15 protein-coding genes and 1 tRNA gene are annotated in these 15,576 nt (G+C 73.5%); 12 read left to right on the top strand and 4 right to left on the bottom strand.

Translation table 11 applies throughout. The annotated features are described in order from the left end of the window. Window positions 1-32 precede the first annotated feature (32 nt). The 9 genes from Mco01_RS10450 to Mco01_RS39025 all read left to right on the top strand — a co-directional run bounded on the left by Mco01_RS10450 (window position 33) and on the right by Mco01_RS39025 (window position 8,509). Window positions 33-671, top strand: coding sequence for a pyridoxamine 5'-phosphate oxidase family protein (locus Mco01_RS10450; protein WP_204056682.1), 639 nt, complete (start codon window positions 33-35; stop codon window positions 669-671). A 58-nt stretch (window positions 672-729) separates the two neighbouring features. Further along, the gene (locus Mco01_RS10445) at window positions 730-2,112 is read left to right on the top strand and encodes a serine/threonine-protein kinase (protein WP_204056681.1); all 1,383 of its coding nucleotides are present in this window, start codon (window positions 730-732) and stop codon (window positions 2,110-2,112) included. Further along, window positions 2,058-2,918 carry a hypothetical protein gene (locus Mco01_RS10440; RefSeq protein ID WP_204056680.1) on the top strand — a complete coding sequence of 287 codons (861 nt, stop codon included), beginning with the start codon at window positions 2,058-2,060 and terminating at the stop codon, window positions 2,916-2,918. The genes Mco01_RS10445 and Mco01_RS10440 overlap by 55 nt, the downstream gene beginning before the upstream one ends. A gap of 102 nt (window positions 2,919-3,020) precedes the next feature. Further along, a complete protein-coding gene (locus tag Mco01_RS39760) occupies window positions 3,021-4,631 on the top strand; it encodes a serine/threonine-protein kinase (RefSeq protein WP_204056679.1) in 1,611 nt (536 codons plus the stop codon). Continuing rightward, complete coding sequence (locus Mco01_RS10430; protein ID WP_204056678.1) at window positions 4,632-6,059, top strand: protein kinase family protein; 1,428 nt, start codon at window positions 4,632-4,634, stop codon at window positions 6,057-6,059. It begins immediately after the preceding gene. A gap of 19 nt (window positions 6,060-6,078) precedes the next feature. Then, window positions 6,079-7,245 (top strand): DUF2510 domain-containing protein, encoded by a 1,167-nt coding sequence (locus tag Mco01_RS10425; RefSeq protein WP_204056677.1) that lies wholly within the window; start codon window positions 6,079-6,081, stop codon window positions 7,243-7,245. Between the two features lie 21 nt (window positions 7,246-7,266). Next, complete coding sequence (gene orn / locus Mco01_RS10420; protein WP_036331617.1) at window positions 7,267-7,863, top strand: oligoribonuclease; 597 nt, start codon at window positions 7,267-7,269, stop codon at window positions 7,861-7,863. Window positions 7,864-7,941: 78 nt separating this feature from the next. After that, window positions 7,942-8,017 (top strand) — tRNA-His (locus Mco01_RS10415). 183 nt (window positions 8,018-8,200) lie between these two features. Continuing rightward, complete coding sequence (locus Mco01_RS39025; RefSeq protein WP_239103493.1) at window positions 8,201-8,509, top strand: helix-turn-helix domain-containing protein; 309 nt, start codon at window positions 8,201-8,203, stop codon at window positions 8,507-8,509. Here Mco01_RS39025 and lat read toward each other — a convergent pair. Both lat and Mco01_RS10400 read right to left on the bottom strand, forming a co-directional pair. Then, on the bottom strand, window positions 8,429-9,703 hold the full coding sequence (gene lat / locus Mco01_RS10405) for an L-lysine 6-transaminase (protein ID WP_204056676.1): 1,275 nt from the start codon (window positions 9,701-9,703) through the stop codon (window positions 8,429-8,431). The two genes, Mco01_RS39025 and lat, sit on opposite strands and share 81 nt — an antisense overlap. 98 nt (window positions 9,704-9,801) lie before the next feature. Beyond that, window positions 9,802-10,380: an HdeD family acid-resistance protein gene (locus Mco01_RS10400; RefSeq protein ID WP_239103492.1), complete on the bottom strand. Its 579-nt coding sequence runs from the start codon at window positions 10,378-10,380 to the stop codon at window positions 9,802-9,804. A 193-nt stretch (window positions 10,381-10,573) separates the two neighbouring features. Between Mco01_RS10400 and Mco01_RS10395 the strand changes: the two genes are divergently transcribed. Continuing rightward, window positions 10,574-11,932, top strand: coding sequence for a transaminase (locus Mco01_RS10395; protein WP_204056675.1), 1,359 nt, complete (start codon window positions 10,574-10,576; stop codon window positions 11,930-11,932). Then, window positions 11,929-12,429, top strand: a complete 501-nt coding sequence (locus Mco01_RS10390; protein ID WP_204056674.1) for an Lrp/AsnC family transcriptional regulator — start codon at window positions 11,929-11,931, stop codon at window positions 12,427-12,429. The genes Mco01_RS10395 and Mco01_RS10390 overlap by 4 nt, the downstream gene beginning before the upstream one ends. A gap of 4 nt (window positions 12,430-12,433) precedes the next feature. Here Mco01_RS10390 and Mco01_RS10385 read toward each other — a convergent pair whose 3' ends face one another. Further along, window positions 12,434-14,050, bottom strand: coding sequence for a penicillin-binding transpeptidase domain-containing protein (locus Mco01_RS10385; protein WP_204056673.1), 1,617 nt, complete (start codon window positions 14,048-14,050; stop codon window positions 12,434-12,436). Between the two features lie 86 nt (window positions 14,051-14,136). On the opposite strand from Mco01_RS10385, the gene Mco01_RS10380 reads away from it, so the two are divergent. Further along, a complete protein-coding gene (locus Mco01_RS10380) occupies window positions 14,137-14,925 on the top strand; it encodes a spermidine synthase (protein WP_239103491.1) in 789 nt (262 codons plus the stop codon). Here Mco01_RS10380 and Mco01_RS10375 read toward each other — a convergent pair. Further along, window positions 14,922-15,548 carry a TetR/AcrR family transcriptional regulator gene (locus Mco01_RS10375; protein ID WP_204056672.1) on the bottom strand — a complete coding sequence of 209 codons (627 nt, stop codon included), beginning with the start codon at window positions 15,546-15,548 and terminating at the stop codon, window positions 14,922-14,924. The genes Mco01_RS10380 and Mco01_RS10375 overlap by 4 nt on opposite strands. Window positions 15,549-15,576 lie beyond the last annotated feature (28 nt).

Here is a 15,576-nt window from a genome sequence, read left to right as displayed (position 1 = left end):
CCGCCGGTCCACTTGCGCCTAACGTAACGGACATGCTCTCCACAACCGCCCGTACCACCCTGAACCGCTCGAAGGAGCGCGGACGGACCGACCGCGCCGACCTCTACGCCGTGCTCGACGCCGGGCTCGTCTGCCACCTCGGGCTCGTGGCCGGCGGCTCGCCGATGGTGATCCCCACGGGGTACGGCCGGGTGGGGGACACGCTCTACCTCCACGGCTCCACCGGGGCCCGCTCCCTGCGCGAGGCGGCCGGCGCCCCCGTCTGCGTCACCGTGACGCACGTCGACGGGGTCGTCCTGGCCCGCTCCACCTTCCACCACTCGGTCAACTACCGCTCCGCCATGATCTACGGCACCCTGCGGGTCGTCGAGGACCCCGCCGAGCGGATGGAGGGGCTGCGGGCGATCACGGAGCAGCTCGCCCCCGGCCAGTGGGACGCCCTGCGGCTCCCCGACCGCAAGGAGCTCGCGGCCACCGCCGTGGCCGCCGTCTCGCTGGAGGAGGCCTCGGTGAAGACGCGGCAGGGCCCGCCGAAGGACGACGACGAGGACTACGCCCTCCCCATCTGGGCCGGTGTGCTGCCGCTCGTCGTGTCCTGGGGGACCCCCGAGCCCGACCCGGCGCTGCCGCCCGGGATTCCGATCCCCGAGCACATCCGCAACAGGGGATAGCGAGCACCACGGATGTTTCGGCACACTTTGGGCCAACCTGTTCTCACGGGAGGCTTCGATGAGTGCCGCCGGCCATTGGAACGTGCCGGGCTACGCGGTGGTCCGCGAGCTCGGCGCGGGCGGCGGCGGCCGCGTCGTCCTGGCCCTCCATGAGGCGTCCGGGTCCCACGTGGCCGTCAAGTACCTGTCCGACGCCCTGCGCGCCGAGCCCGGCTTCCTCGAACGGTTCCGCCAGGAGGCCCGCCTCCTCGTCGAGCTGGAGGACCCCCACGTGGTCCAGCTCTACGAGTACGTCGAGACGGGCCACGGCGCGGCGATCGTCATGGAGCTGGTCAACGGCGCCACCCTGCGGGCGCTCCTGAACGAGCACGGCCCGACCGGGCCGGAGGCCGCGCTGGCCGTGCTCAAGGGCTCGCTGCTCGGCCTGTCCGCGGCCCACGAATCGGGGGTCGTCCACCGGGACTACAAGCCCGAGAACGTGCTCGTCCAGGGCGACGGGACGAGCAAGCTCGCCGACTTCGGCGTGGCCGTCCGCGCCGAGGGGGCCACCAGCCCCGCCGGCACCCCGCCGTACATGGCCCCGGAGCAGTGGATCGGGCTCGCCCCCTCCCCGGCGTCCGACGTGTACGCCGCGACCGTCGTCTTCTTCGAGTGCCTGACCGGCCACCGGCCGTACCGGGCCGACGACGGGGCGGCGCTGCGGCACCAGCACCAGACGGCGGCGATCCCCCTCGACGAGGTGCCCGAGCCGGTGCGCGGGCTCGTCGAGCGGGGTCTGGCCAAGGACCCGGCACTGCGCCCGGCGAGCGCCGCCGTGCTCGTGGCCGACCTGGACGAGGTCGCGACCGCCGCGTACGGCGCGGACTGGGAGGAGCGGGGCCGCCGGAAGCTGGCCGCGCTCGCCGCCGCGCTGGCGGCCGCCTTCCCGCTCAACCGGCAGGAGCCGGTCGAGTTCTCCACCTCGCTGGCGCGGACCGTCCTGCGGCCGTTCCGGCGCACCCGGGTGCGGCTCGTCGCCGGGGCCGCGCTGCTCGTGCTCGCGGGGGGCGGGGTCAGCGCCTACGCCCTGGGCGCGGCGGGGTCCGGGGGTCCGCCTCGCACGCGGCCGCGCCGGCCTCCCCGGTCGCGTCCCCGGCCACGCCCTCGGAGCCGGCCACCGCGACGCCGCAGCAGTCGCCGCCGGACTCCCCGTCGGCGCCGGCGTCCCCGGCCGCGTCGCCTCCGCCGTCCCCGGCCCACTCGGAGGGCGCCCCGCCGCCCAGCCCGCGGCCGGCGCACTCCCCGAGCCCGTCGCCGAGCCACCCGAAGCCGTCCCCCGCGACGAAGGTGCTCGCCGCGCAGGTGGGCGGCCTGTCGCTGCCGGCGGGGGCGCGCACCTCCCCCGCCGTGGGGCACGGCACCGTCACCGTCACGACGAGCGGGACCGCGAAGGTCACGCTGACCGTGCGCTTCACCGTGAACGGCGCGGTGAGGGCCACCGAGACGCTCACGCTGAAGGGCGCGACCCGCTACACGCAGGCGGTCTCCCACGATCTCGGCGCCCGGCCGTGCTCCGGCACGTGGGGGATCACCGCGTCCACGGACCCGGACTCCGGCGCCCACGCGGGCACGGCGGCCGTCCCGGCCTGCCCCACCGCCGTGACCGGCCTCGACGTCACCGCGTTCACCGTGACCGGCGCGAAGACGGCGGCCGCCACGGTGCGCGTCACCGCCGACGGGCCCGGGCTCGTCCGGCTGATCGGGGAGTTCTCCGCGCCGAACGGCGCCACCGGCCGCCAGGACGTGGGGCTGTCCGGCAAGACGTCCTACACCCGGACGCTCTCGTTCGCCTTCCCTCAGCGGGTGTGCGGGCAGAAGGTCGCCTTCACGGCGTCCACCGACCCGGCGGCGCCCGGCGGCGCGGTCACCCGGAGCGTCGCCGTCGACTGCCCGGCGGCCGTGACGTCCGTCACCGTGAAAGGCCTCGCGCGCACCGGGACCGCCGCCACCGCGACCGTCGCCGTCGTCACCGCGAACGCCAAGCAGGTGCGGCTCACCCTGACCTGGCTCCTGGCCGGGAAGGCCGCCGGCACCCAGACCGTGACGCTCTCCGGCAAGACGTCGTACACGGTCACGCAGACGTTCGCCTACCCGCGCCTGCCCTGCGCGACGGCCTGGGGCGTGCGGGCCGCCACCGTCCCCGCGGCGCCCGGCGGCGCGTCGACGCTGACCAAGAAGACGGCCGCCTGCGGGACCGCGGGCGCTTGACACGAATCCACGACTGTTTCATGACTTTTCGACCCTCCGCCTCAGGCGTCACTAAGCTACGTTCTCGTCCACGGCGGGGGGCCCAGGCGATGAGGAGACCGTATGTACGGCCAGACAGGCGCCTGGCGTGTCCCCGGCTACACGGAGATCCGTGAGCTCGGTTCTGGCGGCGCGGGGCGGGTGGTGCTCGCCCGCCACGACCCCGACGACGTGCTCGTGGCGATCAAGTATCTGTCCGCGGAGCTGATGTCGGACCTCCACTTCGTCGCCAGGTTCCGGCACGAGGCCCGGCTGCTGGCCGCGATGGACGTCAACCCGCACGCCGCCCGGTTCTACGAGTACGTCGAGGCCCCTCAGGGCGCCGCGATCGTCATGGAGCTGATCGACGGCGTGTCGCTGCGCGCGATGCTGCGCTCGGAGGGCCCCACCGGCCCGGAGGCGGCGCTCGCGGTGCTCAAGGGATCCCTCCTCGGGCTCGCCGGGGCCCACGAGATCGGCGTCGTCCACCGGGACTACAAGCCCGAGAACGTCATGATCGAGTCCGACGGCAACAGCAAGCTCGTCGACTTCGGGATCGCGGCCCAGGCCGGGCAGGGCGTGCACGCCGCCGGCACCCCGCCGTACATGGCCCCGGAGCAGTGGACGGGCGGCCAGGCGGGCCCGGCGACCGACGTGTACGCCGCGACCGTGGTGTTCTTCGAGTGCCTCACGGGCGGGCGGCCCTTCCGGGCGCAGAACCTCGCCGCGCTGGCCCGCCAGCACCAGGCCACCCCGCCCCCGGTCGACGAGGTGCCGCCGCCGCTGCGCGGCCTGATCGAGCGCGGCATGGCCAAGCGGCCGGAGGACCGCCCGCGGTCGGCCGAGGAGTTCCTCGGCGAGCTCGAGGAGATCGCCGCCGGAACGTACGGCCCGGCGTGGGAGGACCGGGGCCGCCGGCGCCTGGCGGCGCTGGCCGGCCTGCTGGTGCCGTTCTTCCCGCTCGCCGAGGAGCCTCCCGAGGTCTCGACCACCGTGGCCGAGACCAGGCTGGGCGGCCTGCTCGGGCGGGCCGGCATGAAGATCGGCCTCACACTGGTCGCCATGTGCGTGATCGCGGGAGGGACGGCGGCCCTCGTCAACTCCGTCAGCGGGACCACGCTCCAGGCGGGCACCACGGTCGACTCCCCCACGCCGGCGGCTCCGACGACGGCCGACCCGGTGACCACCGAGCCCGAGGACGAGCCGACGCCGGAGGACACCCCGTCGGAGGAGCCGACCAAGCCCCCGGCCTCGAAGACGCCGACGGCCGCGCCGGCGACCACCGCCGCTCCCCCCGCGCCCACGCCGACCGCGCGGCCCACAGCGCGGCCGACGCCCAAGCCCACCCGCAAGCCGACGCCGAAGCCCACGGCCAAGCCGACGAAGAAGCCGGCGCCCTCGCCGACCGCCCCGAAACCCGACCCCACGGTCACGGCCAACCTGCCCGGCGACCCGTCGCCGACCACCCGCCCGACCGCGCAGCCGTCGCCCACCCGGACGACGCCGAGCTCGACCCCCACCGTCTCGACGCAGCCGTCCACCCCGGACACGCCGCGGCTGACCAGCGCGCCGCCCTCCTCCGACCCCTCGGCGGCCCCGATGGGCGCTCTCGCCCTCGGCATGGTGACGACGGGCCTCGTTCCCGCCACACTTGCGGTGAGAAGGATGGGCGGAAGGCATCGGAGGCGGGGGTAGATGCAGGACGGCGCCGCCGTCGCGGGGCACCGGCTCACCGGGCGCACCCGGACCAGCGAGGTCGGCACCTGGAGCGACGCTGTCTCCCCGGAGGGCGTCCCCTCCGGCGTGCTCCGGTTGGATCCGCGCGACCTCGCCGCGCCCGGAGCGCGGGAACGGCTGGTCGCGGCGGTCACCGCGGACCGGCGGCTGCGGCAGAGCGGGGTCACCGGGCTGATGCCCGTGGCCGACCTGGTGGCCGCCCGCGACGAGGTCTACCTGATCACCGCCGCCCGGCCCGTGCCGACGGTGGCCGACCTGCTCGCCGAGGCCGGCGGCCGCCTCGACGCGGGCAGCGCCGCGACCGTCCTGGTCGAGACCGCCCAGACGCTGCTGGCCGTCCACGCCGCAGGTCTCGTGCACGGCGCGGTCCACCCCGGCACGGTCGTGGTCGCCGAGGACGGCTCCGCCCTGCTCGCCGAGCGCGGCCTGATGGAGGCCCTGCGCGGCGAGCGCGCCTCCGCCGAGCGGGACGTGGCGGCCTGGGCCGCGCTGGCGCGGGGCCTGGCGCTCAGCTGGGCCGGCGGCGGCGCGGCCACGCTGCTCGACCGCGCGGCGTCGGCGGCCACCGCCCGCGGCCTCGGCGCCGCCCGCGACGCCCTGCTCGCCGGGCGCGAGGCGCTGCCTCCCGGCTTCACGACGCGCGAGCGGCTGGCGCAGACCGTGCAGGCGTGGGGCCGCCGCGCCCCCGCCGGCCCCCCGGCGGACCGGGCCCCCGTGGCCGGCGCGGTTCCGCTCGCCGCCGCCGGAGAGGCCGTGACCCTGCTCGACGTCCCCGGTCAGGGCCCCTTCCCCGGCCCGGTGTACGGCGCCGCCGACGACCCGGCCCGTACGGCGCGGCAGGGCGAGGACGTGATGATGCGGTTCGGGCCGGGCGTGCCCACCGAGACGACGGCGGCGCAGATCTGGCGGTCGGGCCAGACGGCCTCGACCGTGCACGCCCAGCAGGCGACGGACGGGCGCTCCCCGAGGAAGCGCCGCAGGCGCGGGGTGGGCTGGGCCGGCACCGTGCTGCTCGCCATGGTGATCGCACTGGTGGTCCTCTGGCTGCGCCAGCAGCCCGGCGCCGACCTCGCGGTGAGCAAGGTCGACGTGCGGGCGCCGAAGAAGGCCGTCCACTGCAACGGCACGGCGGACTTCACGGGCGTGGTCACCACCAACGGCGAGGCCGGGACGATCCGCTACATGTGGATCCGCAGTGACAGCAAGGAGCGCAGGCAACTGGAGCAGCACGTCTCCTCCGGCACCAAGTCGGTGAGCCTGCCCCTGCACTGGGACGTCTCCGGGACGGGGTCCTTCAAGGGGACGGCCACGTTGCGCGTGCTGTCCCCGGCGCCGCCCTCGGGCGACCCGTTAGAGGACAAAGCAAGTTTTTCCTACAAATGCTGATTTCACTAGTCTGGCCCGCATGACGACGACCCCCGCCGGCTGGTACCCGGACCCGTACGGCTCTCCCCTGCTGCGGTGGTGGGACGGCACCCAGTGGACCGACGCCACGCACCCGCTCGCGCAGCAGCCCGGCCAGCCCCCGCAGCAGCCCCAGCCCGTGACCCAGTCCGGCCAGGCCGCCCCGGCCGCCGCGACGGGGCCCTGGACGCAGCCGGCGCAGGGGGCGCCCGGCGGACAGCAGGCGTGGGGCCATCCCGGGCAGCCGGGCCAGACCGGCCAGACCGGCCAGACCGGCCAGCCGGAGCAGACGGCGCCCGGCGGGCAGCAGCCCTGGGGACAGCCCGGCCAGGCGGCGCCCGGCGGACAGCAGCCCTGGGGACAGCCGGGCCAGACGGCGCAGCTGCCGCTGCCCCAGTTCGGCCCCCCGCAGCAGAAGTCGTCACCCTGGCCGTGGGTGCTGGGCGGCGTCGCGGTGGTCGTCGTGCTGGCGCTCGTGATCGGCGCGGCCGTGGTGTTCCTGAGGAACACGGCAGGGACGATCGCGGAGCCGACGCCCACCACGCCCCCGTCGCTGGACCAGACCGTCCCGCCCCGGCCCAGCCAGGAGCCGACCCCCGCGCTCCCCGAGCTGCCGCAGCCCACCGGCGGCAGGATCACCGACCCCGCGACCGGCCTGTCCTTCGCCTACCCCGGCGACCCCTGGGTGGTGCCGAAGGCGTCGGAGATCGACAACCCGAGCCAGCCGCAGCTGCCGCTGTGGACGAGCGGCGTCCAGGCCATGTCGCAGCAGAACTACGACGGGCAGAACCACGACTGGGTGGGCTCGATCTACACGGCGGAGCTCCCGAGCCTCTTCCCCTACAGCGGCCCCCAGGACCTGCAGAACATGACGAGCGGCCTGCTCAGCGCCTACGAGCGGCTGTTCTACGACCCGCCGCACCAGCGCAAGATCCTGAAGAACGAGGCCGTCAAGGTCGGCGACGACAAGGCGTGGCTGCTGGAGTTCGACATGGACTTCTCGCAGCCCGCCAAGGCGAACAAATGGAAGTGGAAGCACGAACGGGGGGCCTTCGTCCTGGTGGACAGGGGCGAGGGACGCCGCCCGGCCCTCCTGTACGCCTCGGTTCCGGACAATCTCGACCAGTCCGTACTCAAGCAGGTGCTGGACTCGCTCGAAGCGCGTTGACCTCCCTACTACGCTTGAGCCATGACTGACCCGCTGGTCTGGATCGACTGTGAGATGACCGGGCTCGACCTCGGCCGTGACGCGCTCGTCGAGGTGGCCTGCATCGTCACCGACGGCGAGCTGAACCAGCTGGACGAAGGCGTCGATGTCATCATCAAACCCCCGGCCGAGACGCTGGAGCAGATGTCCGAGGTGGTCCGGGAGATGCACACCTCCTCGGGGCTGCTGCAGGCGCTGGCGGCCGGGGTGACGCTCGCCGAGGCCGAGGCGGTGGTGCTGGAGTACATCCGGTCCCACGTGCCGGAGCCCAAGAAGGCGCCGCTGTGCGGCAACTCGATCGCCACCGACCGCTCGTTCATCGCCAGGGACATGCCGCTCGTGGACGCCCACCTCCACTACCGCATGATCGACGTGTCCTCCGTGAAGGAGCTGGCCCGGCGGTGGTACCCCCGGGTGTACTTCGCCTCCCCCGAGAAGCAGGGCGGCCACCGGGCGCTGGCGGACATCACCGAGAGCATCCGCGAGCTCCGCTACTACCGGGCCGCCGTCTTCGTGCCGCAGCCCGGCCCCGACTCGGCGACGGCGCGCGAGGTCGCGGAGGCGGTCTCCTCGACCTGACCCGGCGGTATTGGAGGCGCGAACGACTCCGAAATGCCGCTACACTTCTGTCGTACGCCGCGAACGGCGGCGGACATGGTGGGTGTAGCTCAGCTGGCAGAGCGCCAGGTTGTGGTCCTGGATGTCGTGGGTTCAAGTCCCATCACTCACCCCAAGACGTGGAAGGCCCGGCTGAATCAGCCGGGCCTTCCGCGTATGGACCAGCCGGTCGATTCCTCCCGCTGACGCGGTAAGTCAGCCCACATTGCCCCCAAAGGTTGATATCGCGGGTTATGCTCGCGTGACAACCGCCGTGCCGGGGGCCTCGGCGATCTCTGACGTCTTCGACGGAGGCCGGATGAGAGTCGACGCCCGTACCGGAACGAGGCTCAGCAAGCGGGAGACCGAGGTGATGGACCTCATCGCCACCGGTCACTCGAACGGCGAGATCGCCCAGCGCCTCTTCCTGAGCGAGAAGACCGTGAAGAACCACGTCAACCGCATCTACGCGAAGCTGGGCGTGGAGTCACGGGTGACCGCGATCCGCCACTGGCTCGGCCGCCCGGAGGCCGCCTGTGAGCAGCGGTCAGACGCGGGTCAGGGCGGCGCGGAGCCCGGCCAGGCCGTGCTCAAGCTCGTCGGGCTGGACGGTCAGGGCCGGCCGTAGCCGCACGGAGCGCTCGCCGCAGGTCAGCACCAGGATCGAGTGGTCCTCCCTGAGCCGGGCGACCAGCTCGGCGGGCTCCGGGACGTCGAAGGCGCACATCAGCCCGCGCCCGCGGGCGTTGGCGACGAGCCCGTCGGCCTCCAGTCCCTGCAGGGCGCCGAGCAGCTTCTCCCCGAGGATGCCGGCCCGCGGGATCAGGCCGTCCCGTTCGATGATCTCCAGCATCCGCCGCGAACGGACCATGTCGACCAGCCCGCCGCCCCAGGTGGAGTTGATCCGGCCGCTCACCGTGAAGACGTTGTCCGGCACCAGGTCCACTCTGCGGCCCGCCATGACGCCGCCGACCTGCGCCTTCTTGGCGAACGCGACGATGTCGGGGGCGAGGCCGAGCTGCTGGTACGCCCAGGGCGTGCCCGTGAGGCCGACGCCGGTCTGCACCTCGTCGAGCACGAACAGCGCCTCGTACTCGTGGCAGAGGGCCTGCATGGCCTGGAGGAACTCGGGCCGCATGTGGTTGTCGCCGCCCTCGCCCTGGATCGGCTCGGCGATGAAGCAGGCGATGTCGTGGCGGAACCGCTCGAAGGCCTCCCGCGCCTGGGCCAGCGTCCGCTCCTCGGCCGCCTCGACGTCGCCGAAGTGGATCGCCGGCACCTCGATCCTGGGCCAGCAGAACTTGGGGAACCTGTCGGTCTTCACCGGGTCGGTGTTGGTGAGCGACAGCGTGTAGCCGCTGCGGCCGTGGAAGGCCCGGGTGAGGTGGAGGACCCGGGTGCCGAGCCCCGGGTGCCGGCCGTGGGCCTCGTTCCACCGGCTCTTCCAGTCGAAGGCGCACTTCAGCGCGTTCTCCACGGCGAGCGCGCCGCCCTCGACGAAGAACAGGCGCGGCAGGTCCGGGTCGCCGAGGACCCGCCGGAACGTCTCGACGAACTCGGCCAGGTGGACCGTGTACAGGTCGGAGTTGGCCGGCTTGTTGGCCGCCACCCGCCCGAGCAGCGCCATGAACTCGGGGTCGTCGGCGAACGGGTTCATCCCGAGGGGGGACGAGGCGAAGAAGGTGTAGAAGTCCAGGTACCGGCGCCCGTCGCGGGCGTCCACCAGCCAGGAGCCCGTGCTCCTGCCGAGGTCGAGGACGAGCCGGTAACCGTCCACGAGCAGGTGCCGGCCGAGGGCGTCGTGCACAGCGCTGGGGTCCATGTCACCTCCGCGTCATGCCGGGGAACAATACAATTCCCTCACAACCGACGGTCTTTGTGAATGGTTTCCGGCCATACCATCGACGAGCTGAACAATTTTCAAACCACAGGGGAAGGTCCGGCCGCGACACGGGGGCGATGGCCGCGCAGCCCGAAGGCGTGGGCGATCAGCGAGATGCCGAAGACGATCGCGGAGACGCCGATCAGCCAGACGATCGCGAGGGCGCCCGTGGCCGGCCAGATGAACAGCAGAAGGCCGAACACCACGGCCACCAGGCCGTTCAGCGCGAGCAGCCACTCCCCCTCGATTTGCCGGCGCAGCGCGATCGCCTCGATGATCTCGAACACCCCGATGACCACGAACCAGGACGCGATGACGAGGAGCAGGGCCAGTGTGGTGATCCCTGGCCAGGCGAACGCGGCGATGCCGGCGAGCAGGCCGACGAGCCCTTCGAAGATCAGCCAGCCACGGGACTGGCCGGTGTGGCCGCGGGCGGCCTGGAACAGCGTGAACACGCCGTTCACCAGCGCGTACGCGCCGAAGATGGTGACCAGGGCCAGGAGCGTGATCTTCGGCCACGCGATGGCGATCACGCCGAACAGGATCGTCAGGACGCCGCGGACCGCCGGCACCCACCAGTGCGCGGCCACCGTGTGCCGCATCGCCGTGTCGTGCATGACCGACTCCTCCCGTTAGAGGGTTCTTCTCCAGATCCGGGTGCCGGGGAGAGTGGAGTTCGGTCAAGAAAGGGAAGCCGCCGGCCCTTCGCGCGCGATCACTCGGCCTGGATGACGAATCGAATGCCGACGTGTACGTTGGCTTCAGATTTCACGCACCTTGTGAGATCACGCGATGCTTTCTGAGGCAGGAATGATGATCGACCGTACCCGTCTGGCCCGTCTCCTCGACCGCGAGCGCCGCGCGTTCCGCGAGCGCAACCCCCGCTCCGCCGCCGCGTACGAGGAGGCGAGGGGACACCTGTTCGGCGGCGTGCCGATGACGTGGATGAACAAGACGGCCGCGGGCTTCCCGCTCTACCTGGCCGGGGCCCGCGGCGCCCGCGTCACCGACGTCGACGGCCACGAGTACGTCGACCTGTGCCTCGGCGACACCGGCGCCATGGCCGGGCACTCCCCCGCGCCGACGGTGGCGGCGGTCGAGGAGCGTTTCGGACGCGCGGGCGGCGCGACCGTGATGATGCCGACGGAGGACGCCGCCTGGGTGGGCGCCGAGCTGGCCCGGCGGTTCGGCGTGCCGTACTGGAGCTTCTCCCTGACGGCGACCGACGCGAACCGCTGGGCGATCCGGCTGGCGAGGGCCGTCACCGGCCACCAGAAGATCCTCGTGAACAGCTACTGCTACCACGGCAGCGTCGACGAGGTGCTGATCGTCGTCGGCCCCGACGGCCGGCAGGTCTCCCGCGAGGGCAACGTGGGCGCCCCCGTGGACCCCACCGTCACCTCGCGGGTCGTCGAGTTCAACGACCTGCCCTCGCTGGAGCGCGAGCTGGCGTACGGCGACGTGGCGGCCGTCCTCATGGAGCCCGCGCTCACCAACATCGGGATCGTGCTGCCCGAGCCCGGCTACCTGGAGGGCGTGCGGGAGCTGACCCGCCGGTACGGCAGCCTGCTGATCAACGACGAGACCCACACGTTCTCGGCCGGCCCGGGCGGCTGCACGCGGGCCTGGGGCCTCGACCCGGACGTCGTCACCATCGGCAAGGCGATCGGCGGCGGCATCCCCAGCGGCGGATACGGCCTGTCGGCCGAGGTCACGGCGAGGATCGAGGCCATGGAGGGGCTCGACCTGATCGACATGGGCGGGGTCGGCGGCACGCTGGCCGGCAACGCCCTGTCCGTGGCGGCCATGCGGGCGACCCTGGAGCACGTGCTGACCGACGACGCGTTCGCCGCCATGACCGAGCTGGCGACCCGGTTCGCCAAGGGCGTCCAGGAGGTGATCGACGCCCACCGGCTGCCGTGGTCCGTCGTGCAGCTCGGCGCCCGGGCCGAGTACCGCTTCGCCGCCCCGGCCCCCAGGAACGGCGGGGAGTCGAACACCGCCGCCGACCCCGACCTCGACGACTACCTGCACGTCTACCTGGCCAATCGGGGGCTGCTGCTCACGCCGTTCCACAACATGGCGCTGATGTGCCCGGCGACCACCGAGGCCGACGTCGACCGGCACCACGAGGTGTTCGCCGCCGCCGTGGCGGAGCTGGTCGCGTGAGGGAGCGCGGCGAGCGGGCCGGGGAGCGCGCGGCGTCCGCGGCGGCGCCCGCCGCCCTCGACGAGATCGACCGCGTCCTGCTGCGGGAGCTGCAGCGGGACGGCCGGATCTCCTACGCGGCGCTCGCGGAGCGGACCGGCCTGTCCGCTCCCGCCGTTCGGCAGCGGGTGCAGCGGCTGCGCGACGAGGGCGTCGTGCAGATCGTCGGCGTCACCGACCCGATGGCGCTGGGGCTGCCGGTCATGGCGCTGATCGGCGTGCGGGTCGACGGCGACGTCCACGCGGTGGCCGACGCGATCAGCGAGCTGGCGGGGGTGATCTACGTGGTGCTCACCTCGGGGTCGTTCGACCTGTTCGCCGAGGTGGTGTGCCGCGAGCCGGCCGAGCTGCTCGCCGTGATCAACGACCACATCCGGCGGGTCCCCGGAGTGACGAGGGCCGAGGCGTTCACCTACTTCGGCATCCACACCCACCGCTTCGCCTGGCCCGGCACCTGAGTCCCTACAGGGCGCGCAGGAAGCGGGCGGCGACCGGGACGGCGGCGTTGCGCCCGGTCCCCCCGTGCTGGACGAAGACGGAGAAGGCCAGGTCGCCGCGGTAGCCGATGAACCAGGCGTGGTCCTCGCCGCCCTGCCAGTCCTCGGCGGTTCCCGTCTTGCCGGCCGCGTCGTCGGGGAGCCCGGCGCCGGCCGCCGTCCCCTCGCTCGTGACCGCGCGCATCAGCGCGCGCAGACCGTCGGCCACGCCCGAGGGGAGCGTGGCGGTCTGCGGCAGGCTGCCCTCGCCGGCGTCGTCCAGCAGTGTGGGCGGCCGCCACTCGCCGCTCTCCACGGCGGCGGCCACGAGGGCCATGCACAGCGGGGTCGCCTCCACCGTTCCCTGGCCGAAGGAGTCCTCCGCGAGCGCGTCGTGGTTCTCGGGGGTGTTCATGCTGCCGCACGTGGCCGGCACCCCCGGGTCGATCTGCACGCCGAACCCGAAGGCGCGCGCCTGGGCGCCCAGCGCGTCCGGGCTGAGCCGCTCCACCGCGAGCCGCGCGAAGGTGGTGTTGCACGACAGCGCGAACGCCTGCCGGAAGGACACCGTGCCGTGGTCCTCGTTCTGGTAGTTGGGGATCGACCGGCCGTTCGGGATCTGGTACCCGGCCGGGCACTCCACCTGCGTGTCGGGCGTGACCCCGCCGCCCAGCAGCGCCGCGGCCGTGATCGTCTTGAACGTCGAGCCCGGGGCGAACTTCTGGGTGAACGCCCCCATCCCGCCGAGCCGGTCGGCGATCGCGAGGACCTCGCCCGTGGACGGCCGCACCGCGACCAGAGCGGCGGGATGGCCGAGGCCGTCCAGCGCGCGGGCGGCCGCCGCCTGCACCGACCACTCGATCGTGGTTCTGGTCCCCTGCGGGGTCTGCTCCGGGTGGAAGCCGATGAGCCGCACGGCCGGCCGGCCGGGGTTCCTGAGCTCGATCGTCCACCCGGCCGCCACGCCCCCGGTCGGCGCAGGGACCTTCGGCGCCAGGGCCGACAGGTACGGCCCGGCGTCGCTGTCCTGGGGGAAGTCCCGCCCCTCCTTCGTGAGGAGCGCGGAGGCCGAACCGGGCGCCTCGGTCGTCCGGACGATGTCGCCGTCCTCGGCGAGGCCGGGGTACAGGACGTCCGGCGTCCACAGGACCTTCCACGTGAGGTCCCGCACGGCCAGGTGGAGCACCGAGTCGAACGACCAGGCGCCGGCGCCCGGTTCGTCCCGCGACTCCGTGAACGGCACGTCGGCCGTTTCGTCCCCGGTCCTGGCGACCTCGCCGGGGGTGAACGTCACCGAGTGGGACAGCGCCACGTCCTCGAAGTCGCGGTGCCGGTCGACGAAGTCGGAGGGCGGCTCGTCCACCATCTCGCGCATCGCCTCGAAGTCGCCCGACGACCACGCCTTGAGATAGTCGGCGGCCGTCTGCTCGGGCGACCCCTCGGCGCCGAGCTGCAGGGTGCGCGCCGGGGAGGGGGTAACGGACGGCTCCGGGGACGCGAAGACCACCGGCTCCTGTCTGCCCGACACGATGAGGCCGACCACGCCGGAGACGAAGATGGTCGCGGCGACCGTGAAGAGGGCGAGCAGGGCCCTGTTCCGCATACGGTTCTCATATCACGCGAAGGGAGACAAGGGTGGCAAGGAAGAAGGAACCGCTTCCAGGCCGATATCCCGTGACCTTCGGTGAGGTGGAGCTTCTGCACGACCTCGACCGGGCGGACGGGTGGATGCTGAGCATGGGCGGCGTCCCCCAGTCGTACGTCGACCTGGACGATCCCACGTACCTCGACTTCTCGTACGTGCGGCTGATGGCGGAGGTGATCGACTGCCTGCCGGAGGGCCCGCTGGACGCGGTGCACGTGGGCGGGGGCGCCTGCACCATCCCCAGGTACGTCTCCGCCACCCGGCCCGGCTCCCGGCACATCGTGATCGAGCCGGACGCGGGCCTCGTGCAGCTCGTCCGCGACCAGCTCGACCTGAAGTCGGTGCCCCGGCTCAAGGTGCGGGTGACCGACGGGCGGGCCGGCGCCGCCGCGCTCGCGGACGCGTCGGCCGACCTGTTCGTGCTGGACGCGTTCTCGGGCGCCACGATGCCGGTGGAGCTCGCCACCGCCCAGTACATGGCGGAGATCTCCCGGGTCCTGCGGCCCGGTGGCACCCTGCTGATCAACGTGGCCGACGGCAAGGGCCTGCCGTTCGCCAAGCGGGTGGCCGCGACGGTCGAGGAGACGTTCGCGCACGCGGCGCTGCTGGCCGAGCCCGGGATCCTGCGGGGCCGCCGGTTCGGCAACGTCGTCCTCACCGCGTCGCCGGCCGAGCTGCCCGTGGGCCCGCTCACCCGCCGGGCGGCGGGCGGCCTCACCCAGGCCCGCTGCGTCGCCGGCGACGACCTCACGAAGCTGGTGGCGGGCGCGCGGCCGATCCGGGACGGCGACGCCGTGCTCACCCCGGTCCCCCCTCCGGACCTGTTCGGCTAGGGGGTCTCCCCGGAGGCGGTCAGGGCCCGCAGGGTGAGGGCGGCCAGGTCCTCCTCCAGGGCCCGGGGGTCCTCGGCGACGGCGGCGCGGAACGGCCGGGCCGCCATCAGCGAGAGCAGCCACCACGCTCCGGCGTCCGGGTCGAGGTCGGCGCGGACGCTCCCCTCCGCCTGCCCGCGCCGGAGCACCTCGGCGAGCAGACCCGCCACCGTCCGCACGGCCCGCCCGGCCGCGTCCGCGACGCCGGGCTCGTCGGTGAGCACGGCCGCGTCGGCGAAGAGCATCCCCAGTGACCCCGGGGCGTGCAGGTCCTCGACGTGGTCGGAGGACAGCAGGGCGGCCAGGAGGGCGGACACCGGCCCGGCCTGTCGGGACATCTCGCCGAGCGCCTCGCGGGCGAGCGCCGTGGCCCGGTCGAGGACGGCCGCGAACAGCGCGGCCTTCGAGCCGAAGTTCTGGAAGACGACCGGCTCGCTGACACCCAGCCTGGCGGCCACGGCGGACACCTTCCCGGCCCGGTAGCCCGTCTCCGCGAAGACCTCGGTGGCGGCGGCCAGGATCGACTCCCGCCGCTCCTCGGGCCGCATCCGGGTACGCCGCCGCGCGGCCGGGGCATCCGTCACGTCCGGCATCCTACGCCCCTTGCACTTC

This window comes from Microbispora corallina (genome assembly GCF_016863035.1).
Taxonomy (GTDB): Bacteria; Actinomycetota; Actinomycetes; order Streptosporangiales; family Streptosporangiaceae; genus Microbispora; species Microbispora corallina.
Note: the sequence above shows the minus strand (reverse complement) of the source record. Positions and strands in the feature narration are given on the sequence as shown.